The following is a 16,791-nucleotide window of genomic DNA, read 5'->3' as shown; positions in this document are numbered from 1 at the left end:
GAGTGACCATTGATGAACAAGGGGCAACGACATATACGAATTCGGGATATAATAGCCAATCACGAAATTGAAACACAGGATGATTTAGTGGAAATCCTTAAAAATGCCGGATACAATGTGACGCAAGCAACTGTTTCCAGGGACATTAAAGAGTTACATTTAGTCAAAGTACCACTGCAGGATGGTCGATATAAATATAGCCTACCTGCGGATCAGCGTTTTAATCCAATGCAAAAACTGCATCGTGCATTAACTGATGCTTTCGTCAGCATCGATGGAGCAAGTCATTTTCTAGTAATGAAAACATTGCCAGGGAATGCACATGCCATTGGCTCATTGATTGACCATTTGGACTGGAAAGAAATCCTGGGTACAATTTGTGGCGATGACACGTGTTTGATTATTTGTAAAGATACCGATCAACGGGATATCATTCGGACAAGACTACTCGAAATGCTTTAAAAGAGGTGATGCATTGTGCTAAAAGAATTATCAATTAAAAACTTTGCCATTATTGAAGAAGTATCGGTGAGCTTTACTGATGGTTTGACGGTGCTGACTGGGGAAACAGGAGCGGGTAAATCCATCATTATTGATGCGGTACACCTGCTGGCAGGTGGAAGAGGTTCTCAGGAATTTATTCGCCACGGTGCTAAAAAAGCAGAGCTTGAAGGCTTGTTTTTTATACAAAATCCACAACATCCCGTATTTCATAAGCTTCAGGAAGTCGGAATCGAAGTAGACGATGATTCTGTTATTTTGAGAAGAGATATTAATGATCATGGGAAAAGTGTCTGTCGAGTAAATGGGAAATTGGTGACTATAGCCATTTTAAGAGAAATTGGTGGCTCGTTGATTGATATTCATGGACAACACGAAAGTCAAGAATTAATGGACGAGCGTTTCCATATTTCCTTGCTCGATCAATTTGCGGGAAGTAAACTTCACCGAGCGAAAGAAAGTTATAACGGTCTTTACCAGACGTACATAAAGTTAAAAAAAGAATTGGCTTCTGTCAGTGACAATGAACAACAAATTGCACAGAGGATCGATTTATATCAATATCAAATTAATGAAATTGATGCGATGCAATTAATTGAAAATGAAGATGAAGATCTTCAACTCGAACGCAAGAAATTTCAAAACTTCCATAAGACATTCGAACGTATCTCTGCGGCATATGAAGCCTTAAACGGCGAGTCTAAAGGCTTGGACTGGATTGGAAATGCCATGAGCGAACTTGAAGATATTGCTTCTTTTGACGAGACGTACAAAGAGCAGGCTGAGCTTGTTTCGAATTCTTTCTATTCCCTACAGGAAATGTCCTACCAACTAAAGAATGTGATGGATGAATCGGAATTTGATGAAGAACGATTAAATGTCATTGAAGAAAGATTAGCAGCCATTCAGTCATTAAAAAGAAAATATGGGAATTCAATTGAAGAAATACTTTTATATAGACAAAAAATTGGCGATGAACTGGATGGTCTCGTGAATCGCGATGAAAGAATTCAACAACGTCAAAAAGCACTGGATCGAGTGGAAAAAGACTTGGAAGTAGAATCGAAAGAACTAACGTTAATTAGGAAAAAAGCAGCGAAAAAGCTGAGCGAAGCAATTGTGATTCAACTTCGTGAATTATTTATGGAAAAGGCTACTTTTGAAGTGATTTTTAAAACACTGAACATGTTTGATAAAAACGGAAAAGATGATGTATCTTTTTATATGTCAACCAATGTTGGTGAACCTGCCAAACCGATTTCCAAAATTGCTTCGGGCGGGGAATTGTCTAGAATGATGCTTGCCCTAAAAGGAATTTTTTCAAAACATCAAGGCATTACATCCATTATTTTTGATGAAGTGGATACAGGTGTTAGTGGACGAGTTGCTCAGGCGATTGCCGAAAAAATTGCCAACATTTCTCGTTCTTCACAAGTGTTGTGTATTACACATTTGCCACAAGTAGCTGCAATGGCCGATCAGCAATTATTGATTGAAAAACAAGTGATGGGCGAACGGACAATGACGAAGTTAACGGAAGTTACTGGAAAAGATCGTGTCCAGGAGTTAAGCCGTATGATGTCCGGTGCAGAAATTACATCATTGACTTTAGACCATGCAACAGAATTATTGTCGATTGCCGAGCAACGAAAAAAAATATCATATGTATAGAATCATGAAGCACTGCTGCTACAGCATGTGCTTTTTTTTTTCGAAAATTTACCGTTCATAACAATGCTGTTCAGACACATAGTAAGAACATCCCGTTAAATGGAGGTGAAATATGCGATGTGTTGCGAATAAAAGGATTGTTACCATGTTTTTGGGATTTTTGATTCTCTTCCCGGCTCATTCATGGGCTGAGAAAAATGACAATGCTTTAATCCCGCTTGGACAGTCTATAGGTGTGCAATTGAAGTTAGAAAAACCTACATTTGTTCATGATGTACTGATTAATGACAAGTGGTGGTTTAAAAGTGGAGACCAAATAGTCTCATTTAATGAAAATTCCATCGGCTCAATTGACGATTGGAAAAAAATGAGTAAAAATGCGAATGAAGCACAAGTATCCATTGAAATTCTTCGTGAAAATAAAAGAAAATCTGTATTAGTATCAACAGATCAGTTAGAAAGTATGCTTCCTTTCATTCGCGATCACACTGAAGGGATTGGTACCATCACATACGTTGACCCAAAAACCCAAGAATATGGTGCATTGGGACATCAAATAGTGGATCAGCAAATTTCTGAAACACCACCATTTTTAGGTGGATCAATTTTTTTATCAGATATAGCCCGCATACACAAAAGCACTCCTGGTAATCCAGGGTACAAAATCGCCAAACAGGCATCTGTTCATGTTCAAGCAGGAGACGTGAAAGAAAATACCGTTTATGGTGTTTTTGGGGAATTGCTTGAATCGGACTTGCAAACTGGAGATGCAATTCCAACGCTAACAGCGAAACATATCAAGAAAGGATATGCTGAGCTATTAACGGCAATTGATGGTAATGACGTTAATGCTTATGATATCGAAATCATCAAAGTGGAAGAAACAACTTTCCAGTTTATCGTCACTGATAAAGAATTGATTAGAAAGACTGGCGGCATTTTGCAAGGAATGAGCGGATCTCCGATTATTCAAGATGGAAAATTTGCTGGAGCCATTACACATATGGTGGTGGACAATCCTGTAAAAGGAGCAGCCATCCCAATACAAGAAATGATGAAAAAACATCCATGAAAAAATTTTTTACCACACTGTAAAAAGTGTGGTATTTTTTTGCGTATTTGTTATGATGTATATAACGATTATTCGACATTTTGTTAGAAAAACTTGACAATAGACGAAAAATGTCTAAATCATCAGACTATGTGCTCCTTTTTCAAATCTTAAAAGGATTTACTAACAATATGTCGAATTAACTTTGCAGTGTGAAATTGGGAGAATGTGCCGTAAAAACAAACATCCATGTTCGCGAGACGTTTAAGGGGGAAATACTAATGGAAAAAATTAAAGTAGCAATCGCAGATGATAACAAAGAATTAGTAAAAACACTAGAATCTTATTTATCAAGTCATCCTCAAATTGAAGTAATTACAACAGCTCCAAATGGAAAAGTCATTCTTACCATGATGGAGAATGACTTACCAGATGTATTGTTGCTAGATATTATCATGCCTCACTTGGATGGATTGGCTGTACTGGAAATGATGCAGGCAAACGAAAATTTTGCTAAAGTACAAGTGATTATGCTGACTGCTTTCGGTCAAGAAGATGTAATGAAACAAGCAGTGGAATTAGGTGCTTCCTACTTTATGTTGAAGCCATTTGAATTTGATCGCTTAGTCAATCAAATTCTTCAAGTAGCTGGCCATAAGACAGAAAGTGCTCCACGTACGAGCGTTCTTCAGAGCCAACCACAGCAAAAAGTGAATCAAAAAATGATTGATACAACGATTACAGCAGTTATTAAAGAAATTGGTGTACCTGCTCATATCAAAGGTTACGCGTACTTACGTGAAGCTATTCACATGGTATATGAAGATATCGAATTATTGGGTTCAATCACAAAAGTCTTGTACCCTGAGATTGCGATTAAATTTAACACAACGTCATCTCGTGTAGAACGGGCAATCCGTCATGCTATTGAAGTCGCTTGGAACCGCGGAAACTATGAGTCCATCTCGAAAACATTCGGTTATACTGTTCATCACTTGAAGAGCAAACCGACAAATTCTGAGTTCATAGCAATGATTGCTGATAAAATTCGCTTAGAAAACATGGCTAGCTAATCATTGAGATGACTGGGCTTGCGGACATTCGTAAGCCAACCAATTCAACAAAAATCTGATTCAAAACCAAAATACTTTTACTAAAATGACCGATGAATTTTATTATTCATTGGTTTTTTTATTATATCGAAAAGTATGTCATATAAAGTCAACTAGAAACAGCTTAGCTCAATTCTCAGATCTAGCAATCCATGTCATAGTGTTATTTCTTTGTTAACTAATTCACGGAAAATTCATTAATCAAAGGAGAGCAGTTAAGTAGACTTGGTATAATATGTAAAGAGGAGATGGTGATTTGAATAAGCTATTAGAAAAAATATGGCTGGTAAATAATAAAACACAGGTATCGCTTTTCCTGCATCTGTGTTTTTTACCTCAGTTCCATGGAAAAAGATGCATATATTAGTGAAGATAGGGTAAAGAAAACTATACATACAGACAAGGTGTTGACGATAGATGATGAGAGTACCAATATACGCACATCGTGGTGCATCTGCGTATGCACTTGAAAATTCATCTGCTGCTTTTGCAAAAGCGATTGAACTGGGAGCGGATGGGTTAGAGATCGATTTACAGTTAACAAAAGATTTAGTACCTATTGTAACCCATGATATGGACTTTTGGCGCTTAGCCAAGACTCGTAGGGATGTTTCGTCAATGAATTATGAAGAAGTGAAAAAGTTAAAATTAGGAACCTCATTTTGGCGATTAGTAAATGGGGAATCTATACAAACTTTTGAGGAAGTGCTGGCTTTTGCTGCGAAAAATGGACTGGCATTGAATGTAGAATTAAAAGAAACGTTTGTGAATGCTCCAGAACAAATTGACCTATTGTTTAAACGGACATATTCACATTTGAATATTCATTTTTCATCGTTTCATTATGATGTTTTGGAACGAATTAAAAAATGTAATCCGATGTTACAGACTGCTTATATCGGGACGAAAAAAACAAATTGGGAAGAGCTTGGCCGATTAACTGCAGCAGATGCACTTCATATGCACAAAAGGCATTATTCGAAGAGGAAGTTGGATTTGGCCTATAAAGCTAACATGCCACTAAGATTTTATGGTATTGATGGAAATGAAAAATATTTAGTTGATCCTCACCCGGTAGTTTTGGGGTGGATCACCGATTATCCCGATAAAGTATTAATGAAACAATTGAAAAAGGAATCCTGATGTCGAAATCGGGATTCCTTTTTTAGTGGCTAACGCAACTAAAGTTAATTCTTCGTTTTTCCTTTAGCGAATTTAGCTTGTACTTTACCATTTTTCCGATCTCTATGTAGTAAGAAACCTGCAAAAAATCCAAATCCGATAACTAATAAAACAATACCTATCAGGAATTGTAGCCATAAAAATGGGATGGATCCAATTAATTTTCCGAATAGGGTATCACGTATAAGTTTAATTCCACCCGCCGCCATCAATCCAGGAATCAATAACACAAGAAAAGCTAACATTCGTGCCAATAGTATTCATCTCCTACTGCATTAAATTAAATTACTAAATTAAAGAAAGCTGTTAATTATTCAGCCGTGCATGCCGTAAGGGTGCAGATTTACGATAAACAATAGCATTTTTTAACAGAGCCAATTAAATTATAATCTAGTCTAGTTTAACACGGAATATCATTTTCGTTCCATTGCACTACCCTAGAATAATTGTCAGTTCAAACTCAATGAGGTATGATAGAGGAAAGTTTTGCAATATATTGCACACGACGAAAGAGGGATGTGAATGTCCTTGCAAAATGTTTTAATCATTGGAGGCGGCGTTGGCGGAACCGCGATTTTGAAATTATTATTATCAGCTGAATTTTTTCATGTAAAACGAGTAGTTGATATTGATGAACGAGCACCTGCCATTCAGATTGCAAAACAGCATAACATTCCAGCAAGTGCGGAATGGAAGCCTTTTTTAACTGATGATTTACATATGATTTTTGATTTGACTGGTCAGCCTGAAGTTTTTGATGAACTTTTAATGGAAAGACCCTCACAAACCGTCTTAATACCTGGGTCAGTGGCGAATATACTGATTCGCTTGATAAGAGAAAAGGACCAATTTATTCAAACGATTCGTGAAGAAACACATAAACAACAATTGATTTTTAATTCGATTGAAGAAGGTATGATAGGTATTGATGCAAATGGAAACGTCAACTTCTTCAATAAAAGTGCTGAGAGAATGACTGATATTTTAATGGACCAAGCTCTTGGTAAGCCAATTTATGATGTCATTGCTTCCAGTGAATTACCCCGAACTTTTGAAACCGGCAGAACAGAAGTGAATCGCGAATTAGTACTGAGTAATGGTACGAAAATTGTCACTTCAAGATTTCCCGTCATAGATGAAAAAGGTGTCCGTATCGGGGCATTTTCAGTTTTCAAGGATATTACGGAAGTCGTTAGTTTAGCAGGTGAAATAACCAATTTAAAAGAAATACAGACCATGCTTCAAGCTATCATCCAGTCAAGTGATGATGCCATTTCCGTTGTGGATGAAGAAGGGAAGGGTATTTTGATTAACCCTGCCTATACGAGAATTACGGGGCTGGAAACAGATGATATTATCGGAAAGCCAGCAACTGCAGATATTAGTGAAGGCGAGAGTATGCATTTGAAAGTGCTGCAACTGCGTAAGCCTATCCGTGGTGTCAATATGCGTGTTGGTCCGTTGAAACGTGAAGTCATCGTGAATGTGGCACCAATCATTGTCAACAATCGATTGAAAGGAAGCGTCGGTGTCATTCATGATATGACTGAAATCCGTTCATTGATGAAAGAACTTGATCGCGCCAGAAGTATCATTCGTACACTGGAATCGAAGTACACTTTTGACGACATCATTGGTGATTCACACGAAATGAGAATTTCAATTGAACAGGCTAAGCTGGCTGCTAAAACGCCTGTTACCGTGCTATTACGAGGCGAATCAGGAACAGGGAAAGAACTTTTTGCCCATGCCATTCATAGTTCCAGTGATCGGAAGTACAATAAGTTCATTCGTGTCAATTGTGCAGCCATCGCGGAGCATCTGCTTGAAAGTGAATTGTTCGGTTACGAAGAAGATGCTTTTGCTGGGGCAAAACTCGGTGGTAAACGAGGATTATTTGAAGAAGCGAACCATGGCAGTATTTTTTTGGATGAAATTGGTGAACTTTCGAGCAACACGCAAGCAAAATTGCTTCGCGTCTTGCAAGAGAATGAAATCGTTCGAGTTGGTGGTACGAAATCCATCACGATAGATGTAAGAGTAATTGCTGCAACCAATATCCATATGGAAAAAGCAATGCTAGAAGGTAAGTTCAGAGAAGATCTCTATTATCGATTGAACCGCATGCCCATTCAAATTCCGCCGTTACGCAATCACAAACAAGATATTCCAGCTATTGCGGAACGACTGTTGGTTAAGCTTAATCAAGAATATGGTCGAAACGTCGAACGGATATCCGAAGTGGCCATGCAAAGGCTGGTCGTTTATTCTTGGCCAGGAAACGTGCGGGAACTTGAAAATATTATCAGTAGAGGCATGATTTTTATGAGGCCAACTGAATCGATTTTAGATGACCATCATCTTCCATTGTCGATGTTGGAACACCAGGAACCAGACTCCAAAAAACCATTACAAGAGATATTGCCGCTTGCCGATCAAATGGAGCGTATGGAAAAAGAGATTTTATCATCAACTCTGAAAATGATGAATGGCAATAAATCTAAAACAGCTAAACATTTGGGGATTTCTCTTCGTACGCTTTATTATAAATTAGAAAAATATGAGCTAGAATAACAATGTATGCAAAAAATTGCATGGTTTGCAATCATTTGCATACCGAAAAGTACGAAATCTTGCCAAATAAAGCGTTTTCATTATTGTTATCAAGGTGCTTTTTGTGCTTAAATTATGAATGTTGAGGTGATTTCATTGAATCTAAACGATTTAATACGACAAGCTTCTTCTTCAGATGATAATGTAGTTGCGGTTGCATCTGCTGCTAATCTGGAAGTGCTTGAAGCGGTTAACTTGGCCATTGAGCATGACATGGCGAGTTTTCGTCTATATGATGACGAACACAAATTAAAAGAAATGATAGTCATGCACTATCCTCACTTGTTAAATCATCCGAAAATTTATACACAACACGTAAAGGATGATCAACAAGCGGCGATTGCAGCTGTCAAAGCCGTCCATTTAAATGAAGCGAACGTATTAATGAAAGGGCATATTCCAACCGCTCTTATCCTAAAAGCTGTTTTGAACCCAGACTTTGGATTGCGAACGGGAAGCGTCCTATCTCATGTAGCTGCATTTGAAATTAATGGTTTTGATCGTTTGATTTTTGTTACGGATGCGGCTATGAACATTGCACCTGATTTAAAGCAAAAAGCGCAAATTGTGCAAAATGCCGTTAAGGTAGCTCACGCCGTGGGAGTCGAAACTCCTGTAGTTGCACCATTGGCTGCAGTTGAAACCGTCAACCCATCGATGCAACCAACTCTTGATGCAGCTGCTCTGGTTGCGATGAATACAAGAGGACAAATAAAAGGTTGCGTGATTGATGGTCCAGTTGCTCTGGATAATGCCATTTCAGTTGATGCGGCTCATCACAAAGGTTTGACAGGTCCACATGCTGGACAAGCAGATATTTTGCTTGTACCGAATATAGAATCAGGCAATATTTTATACAAATCACTTGTTTACTTTGCACATGCAAAAGTAGGGGCAGTGATTGTAGGGGCTAAAGCACCTATTGTCCTAACTTCTCGTTCAGACAGCGCAGAAAGTAAATTAAACTCTTTAGCATTAGCAATTTGCTCATCTAAGAATTAATGAACCACCAAATCAAAGGAGGAATTTAAAATGGAAATTTTTAAATATATGGAGACTTATGATTACGAACAATTGGTGTTCTGCCAAGATAAAACATCAGGCTTAAAAGCAATCATCGCGATTCATGATACAACTTTAGGACCAGCATTGGGTGGTACACGCATGTGGACTTACGCTTCTGAAGAAGCTGCAATTGAAGATGCACTTCGTCTGGCTAAAGGAATGACTTACAAAAATGCTGCTGCCGGTTTAAACCTTGGTGGTGGTAAAACGGTTATTATTGGCGATCCATTAAAAGATAAAAACGAAGAAATGTTCCGTGCGTTCGGTCGTTTCATCCAAGGCTTAAACGGTCGTTACATTACAGCTGAAGATGTTGGTACAACTGTAGCTGATATGGACTTAATCCATGAAGAAACAAACTATGTAACAGGTATCTCACCTGCATTTGGTTCTTCAGGTAACCCATCTCCAGTAACTGCCTACGGCGTATACCGTGGTATGAAAGCTGCTGCAATGGAAGCTTTCGGTAGCGATTCACTTGAAGGCAAACGCATCGCTGTTCAAGGTGTTGGTAACGTTGCATACAACTTATGCCGTCACTTACATGAAGAAGGCGCGAAATTAATTGTTACGGATATCAATAAAGCAGCTGTTGATCGTGTAGTAGAAGAGTTCGGTGCTACTGCAGTGAACACGGATGAAATCTACTCTCAAGATGTAGACATCTTTGCTCCATGTGCTCTAGGCGCAATCATTAACGACGAAACAATTCCACAATTGAAAGCAAAAGTTGTTGCAGGAGCTGCAAACAACCAATTAAAAGAAACAAAACATGGCGATCAATTGCACGAACTTGGAATCGTATATGCACCTGATTATGTAATCAATGCTGGTGGCGTAATAAACGTTGCTGATGAACTATATGGCTACAACCGTGAACGTGCAATGAAACGAGTAGAAACAGTCTATGATAACATTGCTAAAGTAATGGAAATTTCACGTACACAAGGAATTCCTACATACGTTGCAGCTGACCGTTTAGCTGAAGAACGTATCGCTCGTGTTGGAAAATCACGCAGCAATTTTCTACTTAACGAAAAACATATTTTAAGCGGAAGATAATACATTGCTCTGACAACGATTTTGTAGATAGCGAGGGAATAAGCGACAAAACCTGTGCTCCTGTTTCTGCGCTAGAATCGTCGCAAAGAATTAGGTCAAACTAAAGCTTTGACCTAATTCTTTCCTGCGGAAAAACGGGCTTGCAAGTTCGTCCGAGGAAAGGGAGCTAATTCCCTCTGTTGTTAAAAAAATCGACATAATAAAGTTAACAGAGCTTGATTAAAGAAAAGAAAAGGACAGATACTTTCATTTATGTTTGTATCTGTTCTTATCTTTAAAGACATTTTTGGGAGGAATCATTGTGCAAGAACATTCATATCGCATTCTTGTCATCAACCCGGGTTCCACATCTACAAAAATTGGTGTTTTTGAAAACGATGTTTTATTGATGGAAAAAACGATCCGACACTCTTCTGAGGAAATCGGCAAATTTTCTTCTATCATTGATCAATACGAATTTCGTAAGCAAACCATTTTAGAAGCAATGGATGAAGAAGGAATCAACATTTCGAAATTGTCAGCTATCTGTGGCAGAGGCGGACTCCTTCGTCCAATTGAAGGCGGAACTTATGCGGTAAATGACGCAATGTTAGTAGATTTAAAAAAAGGTTTTTCAGGTCAACACGCTTCAAACTTAGGTGGGATTTTAGCATTTGAAATTGCAACAGGTTTAAATATTCCTTCTTACATTGTCGATCCAGTGGTCGTCGATGAGTTGGCTCCGATTGCACGCATTTCAGGATTCTCGTTAATCGAACGAAAATCGATTTTCCATGCATTAAATCAAAAAGCTGTTGCACGACGATATGCTAAAAAGTGCGGCAAAGCCTATGAAGACATGAGACTGATTGTAACCCATATGGGTGGCGGTATTACAATTGGTGTTCATGAGAATGGGCGGGTAATTGAAGTAAACAATGGTTTACACGGTGAAGGTCCATTCAGTCCGGAAAGAGCGGGAACAGTTCCTGCAGGCGACTTAATCGATATTTGTTTTTCTGGTGAATACTACCGTCACGAAATTATGAAGAAATTAGTCGGTCAAGGCGGATTAGTAAGCTATCTTGGAACCAATGACGCAGTGGCGGTTGAAAAACGCATTGCAAAAGGTGACAAAGAAGCTGAACTTGTTTACGAGGCAATGGCATATCAAGTCGCCCGTGAAATTGGCTCAGCTAGTGCCGTGCTTGAAGGTAAAATTGACGCTATCATATTAACTGGTGGATTAGCATATGGGAAAGATTTTGTTGAATCCATTTCAAAAAGAATCAACTGGATCGCTGATGTAGTAGTCCAACCCGGAGAGAACGAATTGCAAGCATTATCTGAAGGTGCAATTCGCGTATTAAATGGGGAAGAAAAAGCAAAAGTATATCCGAACCTCAAATAAAAGGAGGCCGAAAGTTATGGCTCATAATTACGATATCGTTATTCTTGGAGGCGGAACAGGCGGGTATGTAGCAGCAATCCGCGCGGCTCAATTAGGACTTAAAACAGCAATCGTTGAAAAAGGTAACTTAGGTGGAACTTGCCTACATAAAGGCTGTATTCCAAGCAAAGCCCTACTTCGCAGTGCAGAAGTATATTCGACGACAAAAAATCATGCAGCTGACTTTGGCGTAAATACTGGAGAAGTTTCATTGGATTTCTCCCGTGTACAAGCCCGTAAAGAAAGCATTGTTTCCCAACTTCATCAAGGTGTTCAAGGATTAATGAAAAAAGGGAAAATTGATGTATATGAAGGTACTGGCAGAATGTTGGGACCATCAATCTTCTCGCCTTCTCCAGGTGGAACGGTTTCTGTTGAAATGAACAATGGCGATGAGAATGAAATGCTTATCCCTAAAAATGTGATTATCGCAACTGGATCACGTCCACGTACATTGCCTGGTTTAACAATCGATGGAACACACGTTATGAGTTCTGACGAAGCATTGGCTATGACCGAATTGCCAAAATCAATTTTGATTGTTGGTGGCGGTGTCATTGGGATTGAATGGGCTTCAATGTTGAATGATTTTGGTGTTGAAGTAACAGTAGTTGAATATGCTGATCGCATTATTCCTACTGAGGACGCTGACATTTCAAAAGAAATGCAGAAGCTATTAGCGAAAAAAGGCATTACATTTGCGACAAGTGCAAAAGTTTTACCAGAAACATTGGAAACAGCTGAAGGAAGTGTAACAATTTCTGCCGAATTCAAAGGAGAAACAAAAACTTTCACTGCTGAAAAAATGTTGGTTTCGGTTGGCCGTCAAGCAAATGTAGAAGGCATCGGAATCGAAAATACGGATATTGTGGTTGAAAAAGGATTTATTCAAGTTAAAGACACATTCCAAACAAAAGAATCTCATATTTATGCTATTGGTGACGTAATCGGAGGATTACAATTGGCACATGTTGCTTCTCATGAAGGTATTACAGCAGTGGAACACATTGCTGGTCAAAAAACTCATGCGATTGATTACAACTTGGTGTCACGTTGTATCTACTCAAATCCAGAGGCAGCAAGCGTTGGAATTACACAACAGCAAGCTAAAGATCAAGGGTTTGACGTGAAAGTTGGTAAATTCTCATTTAAAGCCATAGGTAAAGCGCTTGTTTATGGTGAATCAGACGGATTCGTGAAAATTATTGCCGATAAGAAAACGAATGATATTTTAGGTGTACACATGATTGGACCACACGTTACAGATATGATTTCTGAAGCTGGTCTGGCAATGGTACTAGATGCAACACCGTGGGAAGTTGCTAGTACAATTCATCCGCATCCTACACTTTCAGAAGTAATTGGCGAAGCGGCGTTGGCTGTTGAAGGTAAAGCAATTCACATGTAAAAAAATTAGATTAAAAGGGGGATGTTCAGATGGTGAAAAATCGTCATGAAGAACTAGGGTTATCAAACGATGACGTACTGAAAATTTTTGAAACGATGCTTATGGCACGTCGAGTGGATGAGCGTATGTGGTTATTGAACCGTGCAGGGAAAATTCCTTTCGTTATTTCTTGTCAAGGTCAGGAAGCAACACAAGTAGGTGCTGCTTTCGCACTTGATAACACGAAAGATTATATCGCTCCTTACTACCGTGATATGGGTGTTGTTTTACACTTTGGTATGACAGCTCGTGATTTGATGCTTTCAGCTTTTGCAAAAGCTGAAGATCCAAACTCAGGTGGACGTCAAATGCCTGGTCACTTTGGACAAAAGAAAAATCGTATTTTGACAGGTTCTTCACCTGTTACTACACAACTTCCACATGCAGTTGGTGTGGCATTAGCTGGTAAAATTCAACAAAAAGACTTCGTCACTTTTGTAACACTTGGTGAAGGTTCATCAAACCAAGGGGACTTCCACGAAGGCTTGAACTTTGCAGGCGTTCATAAATTACCATGTATCACAATGGTAGAAAACAATAAATATGCGATTTCAGTTCCTTACGACAGACAGGTAGCAGCTAAAAACGTTTCTGATCGTGCAATTGGTTACGGCATGCCTGGATTCACTGTTGATGGAACAGATCCTTTAGAAGTTTATAAAGTAGTGAAAGAAGCTGCGGACCGCGCACGTAACGGAGAAGGCCCAAGCCTTATCGAAGCAGTATCGCATCGTTTGACAGCTCACTCATCTGATGATGATCAACGTCAATATCGTACAGCGGAAGACCTTGCTGAAGGGCAAGCTGCTGATCCAATCGGCAAATTCGCAACCTATTTGACAGAGTTGAACATTTTGACTGAAGAAATCGAAAAAGAACTAAATGACCGTATTATGAAGGAAGTAAATGAAGCAACGGATTATGCAGAAAATGCTCCTTATGCTGCACCTGAAGATGCTTTAAAATACGTCTATGCTGAAAAAGACGGGGGGAACGCATAATGGCAGTTATGTCTTATATTGACGCGATTACACTCGCAATGAAAGAAGAGATGGAACGTGATGAAAACGTATTCGTCCTTGGTGAAGACGTAGGTCGTAAAGGCGGCGTTTTCAAAGCTACTCAAGGTTTATACGATCAATTTGGAGAACACCGTGTAATGGATACTCCATTAGCAGAATCTGCTATTGCCGGCGTTGGAATCGGTGCAGCAATGTATGGAATGCGTCCAATTGCAGAAATGCAATTTGCTGACTTTATCATGCCAGCTGTTAACCAAATCATTTCTGAAGCTTCCCGTATTCGTTACCGTTCAAATAATGACTGGTCTTGTCCAATCGTTTTCCGTGCACCTTTTGGTGGGGGAATTCATGGAGCTCTTTACCATTCACAATCTGTTGAAGCGATTTTTGCTAACCAACCAGGTTTGAAAATCGTTATTCCTTCAACACCATACGATGCTAAAGGATTATTGAAAGCTGCTATCCGTGATGAAGATCCAGTAATGTTCTTCGAGCACAAACGCGCTTACCGTTTAATCAAAGGTGAAGTGCCTGAAGATGATTACACAATCGAAATCGGAAAAGCAGACGTCAAACGTGAAGGTGAAGACATCACTGTTATCACTTACGGTCTTGCTGTCCACTTTGCACTTCAAGCTGCTGAGCGTTTAGAGCAGGATGGTATTTCTGCTCACATTCTTGATTTGCGCACGATTTATCCATTGGATAAAGAAGCAATTATTGAAGCTGCTTCAAAAACAGGTAAAGTTCTTCTTGTTACTGAAGATAATATGGAAGGTAGCATCATGGGTGAAGTTGCAGCAATCATTGCTGAAAACTGCCTGTTTGATCTAGATGCACCAATTAAACGTTTGGCTGGTCCGGATGTACCGGCAATGCCTTATGCACCGACAATGGAGAAATTCTTTATGATCAATCCAGATAAAGTCGAAAAAGCAATGCGTGAACTTGCGGAATTTTAACCTGAAAGGAGGAGTTACAATTGGCAATCGAACAAATTAAAATGCCCCAGCTTGGTGAATCCGTAACAGAAGGAACAATCGAAAAATGGTTGGTTCAACCGGGTGACAAAGTGAATAAGTATGATTCACTTGCTGAAGTGAATACAGATAAAGTAACAGCTGAAATTCCTTCTTCATTTACAGGTGTAATTAAAGAACTGATCGCTACTGAAGGTCAAACTTTGGAAGTCGGCGCAGTTGTTTGTACAATCGAAACAGAAGGTGGTGCATCTTCAGAAGAATCAACATCTGAAGAAACTCCTACAGAAAAAGCAACAGCTGCAGAAATGCCTGCTGCTGAATCGAAGAAGGCTGCAGCACCGACTCCAGTTCGTGAAAAAGGTGCGAAAGCCCGTTATTCACCTGCGGTTCTGAAACTTGCTCAAGAAAACGATATCGACTTATCACTAGTGGACGGAACGGGTAATGAAGGTCGTATTACGCGTAAAGACTTGCTTGCGATTATCGAAAGCGGTAATATTCCGACGGCAAAAGCAGAACAAGCTGCTCCTAAAGCAGAAACTGCTGTACCTGCTCAAAACACAGCTCAAGCTTCTAAACCGGCTGCGGCTCCTGTCAATGTACCAGTAGCTGTAGGTGATATCGAAATTCCGGTTACAGGAATTCGTAAAGCCATCGCTGCCAACATGTTGCGCAGTAAACATGAAGCACCACATGCGTGGACAATGATTGAAGTAGATGTAACAAACCTAGTTCAATACCGCGATTCCATCAAAAATGAATTCAAGAAAAAAGAAGGATTCAATGTGACGTATTTCGCATTCTTCGTAAAAGCTGTTTCTCAAGCTTTAAAAGAATTCCCAATGATGAACTCAATGTGGGCTGGCGACAAAATCGTACAGAAAAAAGACATCAACATTTCAATCGCAGTTGCGACGGAAGATGCTTTATTCGTACCGGTAATTAAAAATGCTGATGAAAAAACAATCAAAGGTATCGGTCGTGAAATCAATGAATTGGCAGGCAAAGTGCGTGCTGGTAAATTGAAATCTGACGAAATGCAAGGTGGTACATTCACAGTAAATAACACAGGTTCATTCGGTTCAATTCAATCAATGGGCATCATCAATTACCCACAAGCAGCAATTCTACAAGTAGAATCAATCGTTAAACGTCCAGTAATTATGGATGGCGGAATGATTGCAGCTCGCGACATGGTTAATTTATGTTTATCTCTTGATCACCGTGTATTGGATGGCTTGGTTTGCGGACGCTTCTTAGCTCGCGTAAAAGAAATCCTTGAAAACATGACGAAAGAAAACACGTCAGTTTATTAATTGAAAAGTGTAAAGCGCCACTCGAGTTCGACACCGGTGCTTGAAGGACCGAATTGAAAACCTGTTTTCGCATGAGGTACTGAAGCTTAGGTGCGAATTTGCGCTTGAAACTGGACAAAAAAATTACCCGATGCCGAAACTCTCGGTCATCGGGTTTTTTGTGCTTTTATCATGGCCCAAACTCAGTTAGACTAAGAGTGAGTAACAGATTCGAAGGAGGGAAGCGAAAGCGACCACATGACAATCGAACAAATGAAACAGGCAACTTTTCCTAAAGCGAATTTTGAAAATTGGCAAGAAGAAGCTGTTCGTACTTTAAAAGTCAAACCGTATGAAC

14 protein-coding genes are annotated in these 16,791 nt (G+C 39.3%); 13 read left to right on the top strand and 1 reads right to left on the bottom strand.

The genetic code is table 11. The annotated features are described in order from the left end of the window. Positions 1-12: 12 nt before the first annotated feature. The 5 genes from ahrC to AC1DSL_RS08065 all read left to right on the top strand — a co-directional run bounded on the left by ahrC (position 13) and on the right by AC1DSL_RS08065 (position 5,478). Entirely contained in the window at positions 13-462 is a 450-nt protein-coding gene (ahrC, locus tag AC1DSL_RS08085; RefSeq protein ID WP_016426978.1) for a transcriptional regulator AhrC/ArgR, read from the top strand. 15 nt (positions 463-477) lie between these two features. Next, a complete protein-coding gene (gene recN / locus AC1DSL_RS08080) occupies positions 478-2,172 on the top strand; it encodes a DNA repair protein RecN (protein ID WP_477531824.1) in 1,695 nt (564 codons plus the stop codon). A 112-nt stretch (positions 2,173-2,284) separates the two neighbouring features. Then, a complete protein-coding gene (locus AC1DSL_RS08075) occupies positions 2,285-3,244 on the top strand; it encodes a SpoIVB peptidase S55 domain-containing protein (protein ID WP_477531823.1) in 960 nt (319 codons plus the stop codon). Between the two features lie 260 nt (positions 3,245-3,504). After that, positions 3,505-4,296, top strand: coding sequence for a sporulation transcription factor Spo0A (spo0A, locus tag AC1DSL_RS08070; protein WP_342543519.1), 792 nt, complete (start codon positions 3,505-3,507; stop codon positions 4,294-4,296). Between the two features lie 456 nt (positions 4,297-4,752). After that, positions 4,753-5,478 (top strand): glycerophosphodiester phosphodiesterase, encoded by a 726-nt coding sequence (locus tag AC1DSL_RS08065; RefSeq protein WP_477531822.1) that lies wholly within the window; start codon positions 4,753-4,755, stop codon positions 5,476-5,478. Between the two features lie 44 nt (positions 5,479-5,522). Here AC1DSL_RS08065 and AC1DSL_RS08060 read toward each other — a convergent pair whose 3' ends face one another. Next, positions 5,523-5,771, bottom strand: coding sequence for a DUF2627 domain-containing protein (locus AC1DSL_RS08060; protein ID WP_342543521.1), 249 nt, complete (start codon positions 5,769-5,771; stop codon positions 5,523-5,525). Positions 5,772-6,039: 268 nt separating this feature from the next. Here AC1DSL_RS08060 and AC1DSL_RS08055 point away from each other — a divergent pair, with 268 nt between their 5' ends. The 8 genes from AC1DSL_RS08055 to AC1DSL_RS08020 all read left to right on the top strand — a co-directional run bounded on the left by AC1DSL_RS08055 (position 6,040) and on the right by AC1DSL_RS08020 (position 16,454). Further along, the gene (locus AC1DSL_RS08055; RefSeq protein ID WP_016426984.1) at positions 6,040-8,091 is read left to right on the top strand and encodes a sigma-54 interaction domain-containing protein; all 2,052 of its coding nucleotides are present in this window, start codon (positions 6,040-6,042) and stop codon (positions 8,089-8,091) included. A 135-nt stretch (positions 8,092-8,226) separates the two neighbouring features. Further along, positions 8,227-9,132, top strand: a complete 906-nt coding sequence (gene yqiS / locus AC1DSL_RS08050; protein ID WP_342543745.1) for a phosphate butyryltransferase — start codon at positions 8,227-8,229, stop codon at positions 9,130-9,132. Positions 9,133-9,162: 30 nt separating this feature from the next. Beyond that, on the top strand, positions 9,163-10,257 hold the full coding sequence (gene bcd / locus AC1DSL_RS08045; protein ID WP_016426986.1) for a branched-chain amino acid dehydrogenase: 1,095 nt from the start codon (positions 9,163-9,165) through the stop codon (positions 10,255-10,257). A 301-nt stretch (positions 10,258-10,558) separates the two neighbouring features. Continuing rightward, complete coding sequence (gene buk / locus AC1DSL_RS08040) at positions 10,559-11,647, top strand: butyrate kinase (protein WP_342543523.1); 1,089 nt, start codon at positions 10,559-10,561, stop codon at positions 11,645-11,647. A 16-nt stretch (positions 11,648-11,663) separates the two neighbouring features. Continuing rightward, positions 11,664-13,094, top strand: coding sequence for a dihydrolipoyl dehydrogenase (gene lpdA, locus AC1DSL_RS08035; RefSeq protein ID WP_477531821.1), 1,431 nt, complete (start codon positions 11,664-11,666; stop codon positions 13,092-13,094). A gap of 29 nt (positions 13,095-13,123) precedes the next feature. Next, on the top strand, positions 13,124-14,134 hold the full coding sequence (locus tag AC1DSL_RS08030; RefSeq protein ID WP_477531820.1) for a thiamine pyrophosphate-dependent dehydrogenase E1 component subunit alpha: 1,011 nt from the start codon (positions 13,124-13,126) through the stop codon (positions 14,132-14,134). Then, positions 14,134-15,117 carry an alpha-ketoacid dehydrogenase subunit beta gene (locus AC1DSL_RS08025; protein WP_016426990.1) on the top strand — a complete coding sequence of 328 codons (984 nt, stop codon included), beginning with the start codon at positions 14,134-14,136 and terminating at the stop codon, positions 15,115-15,117. The genes AC1DSL_RS08030 and AC1DSL_RS08025 overlap by 1 nt, the downstream gene beginning before the upstream one ends. A 20-nt stretch (positions 15,118-15,137) precedes the next feature. Continuing rightward, the gene (locus tag AC1DSL_RS08020; protein ID WP_477531819.1) at positions 15,138-16,454 is read left to right on the top strand and encodes a dihydrolipoamide acetyltransferase family protein; all 1,317 of its coding nucleotides are present in this window, start codon (positions 15,138-15,140) and stop codon (positions 16,452-16,454) included. Positions 16,455-16,791: the final 337 nt, after the last annotated feature.

The organism is Paenisporosarcina sp. P4_D4, assembly GCF_056401835.1.
This window is presented reverse-complemented; position numbering and strand designations above follow the sequence as displayed.

Coding starts and splice junctions, on each gene's coding strand:
- ahrC (WP_016426978.1), top strand. CDS start 13: ATGAACAAGGGGCAACGACATATACGAATTCGGGATATAATAGCCAAT.
- AC1DSL_RS08075 (WP_477531823.1), top strand. CDS start 2,285: ATGCGATGTGTTGCGAATAAAAGGATTGTTACCATGTTTTTGGGATTT.
- spo0A (WP_342543519.1), top strand. CDS start 3,505: ATGGAAAAAATTAAAGTAGCAATCGCAGATGATAACAAAGAATTAGTA.
- AC1DSL_RS08065 (WP_477531822.1), top strand. CDS start 4,753: ATGATGAGAGTACCAATATACGCACATCGTGGTGCATCTGCGTATGCA.
- AC1DSL_RS08055 (WP_016426984.1), top strand. CDS start 6,040: ATGTCCTTGCAAAATGTTTTAATCATTGGAGGCGGCGTTGGCGGAACC.
- bcd (WP_016426986.1), top strand. CDS start 9,163: ATGGAAATTTTTAAATATATGGAGACTTATGATTACGAACAATTGGTG.
- lpdA (WP_477531821.1), top strand. CDS start 11,664: ATGGCTCATAATTACGATATCGTTATTCTTGGAGGCGGAACAGGCGGG.
- AC1DSL_RS08030 (WP_477531820.1), top strand. CDS start 13,124: ATGGTGAAAAATCGTCATGAAGAACTAGGGTTATCAAACGATGACGTA.
- AC1DSL_RS08025 (WP_016426990.1), top strand. CDS start 14,134: ATGGCAGTTATGTCTTATATTGACGCGATTACACTCGCAATGAAAGAA.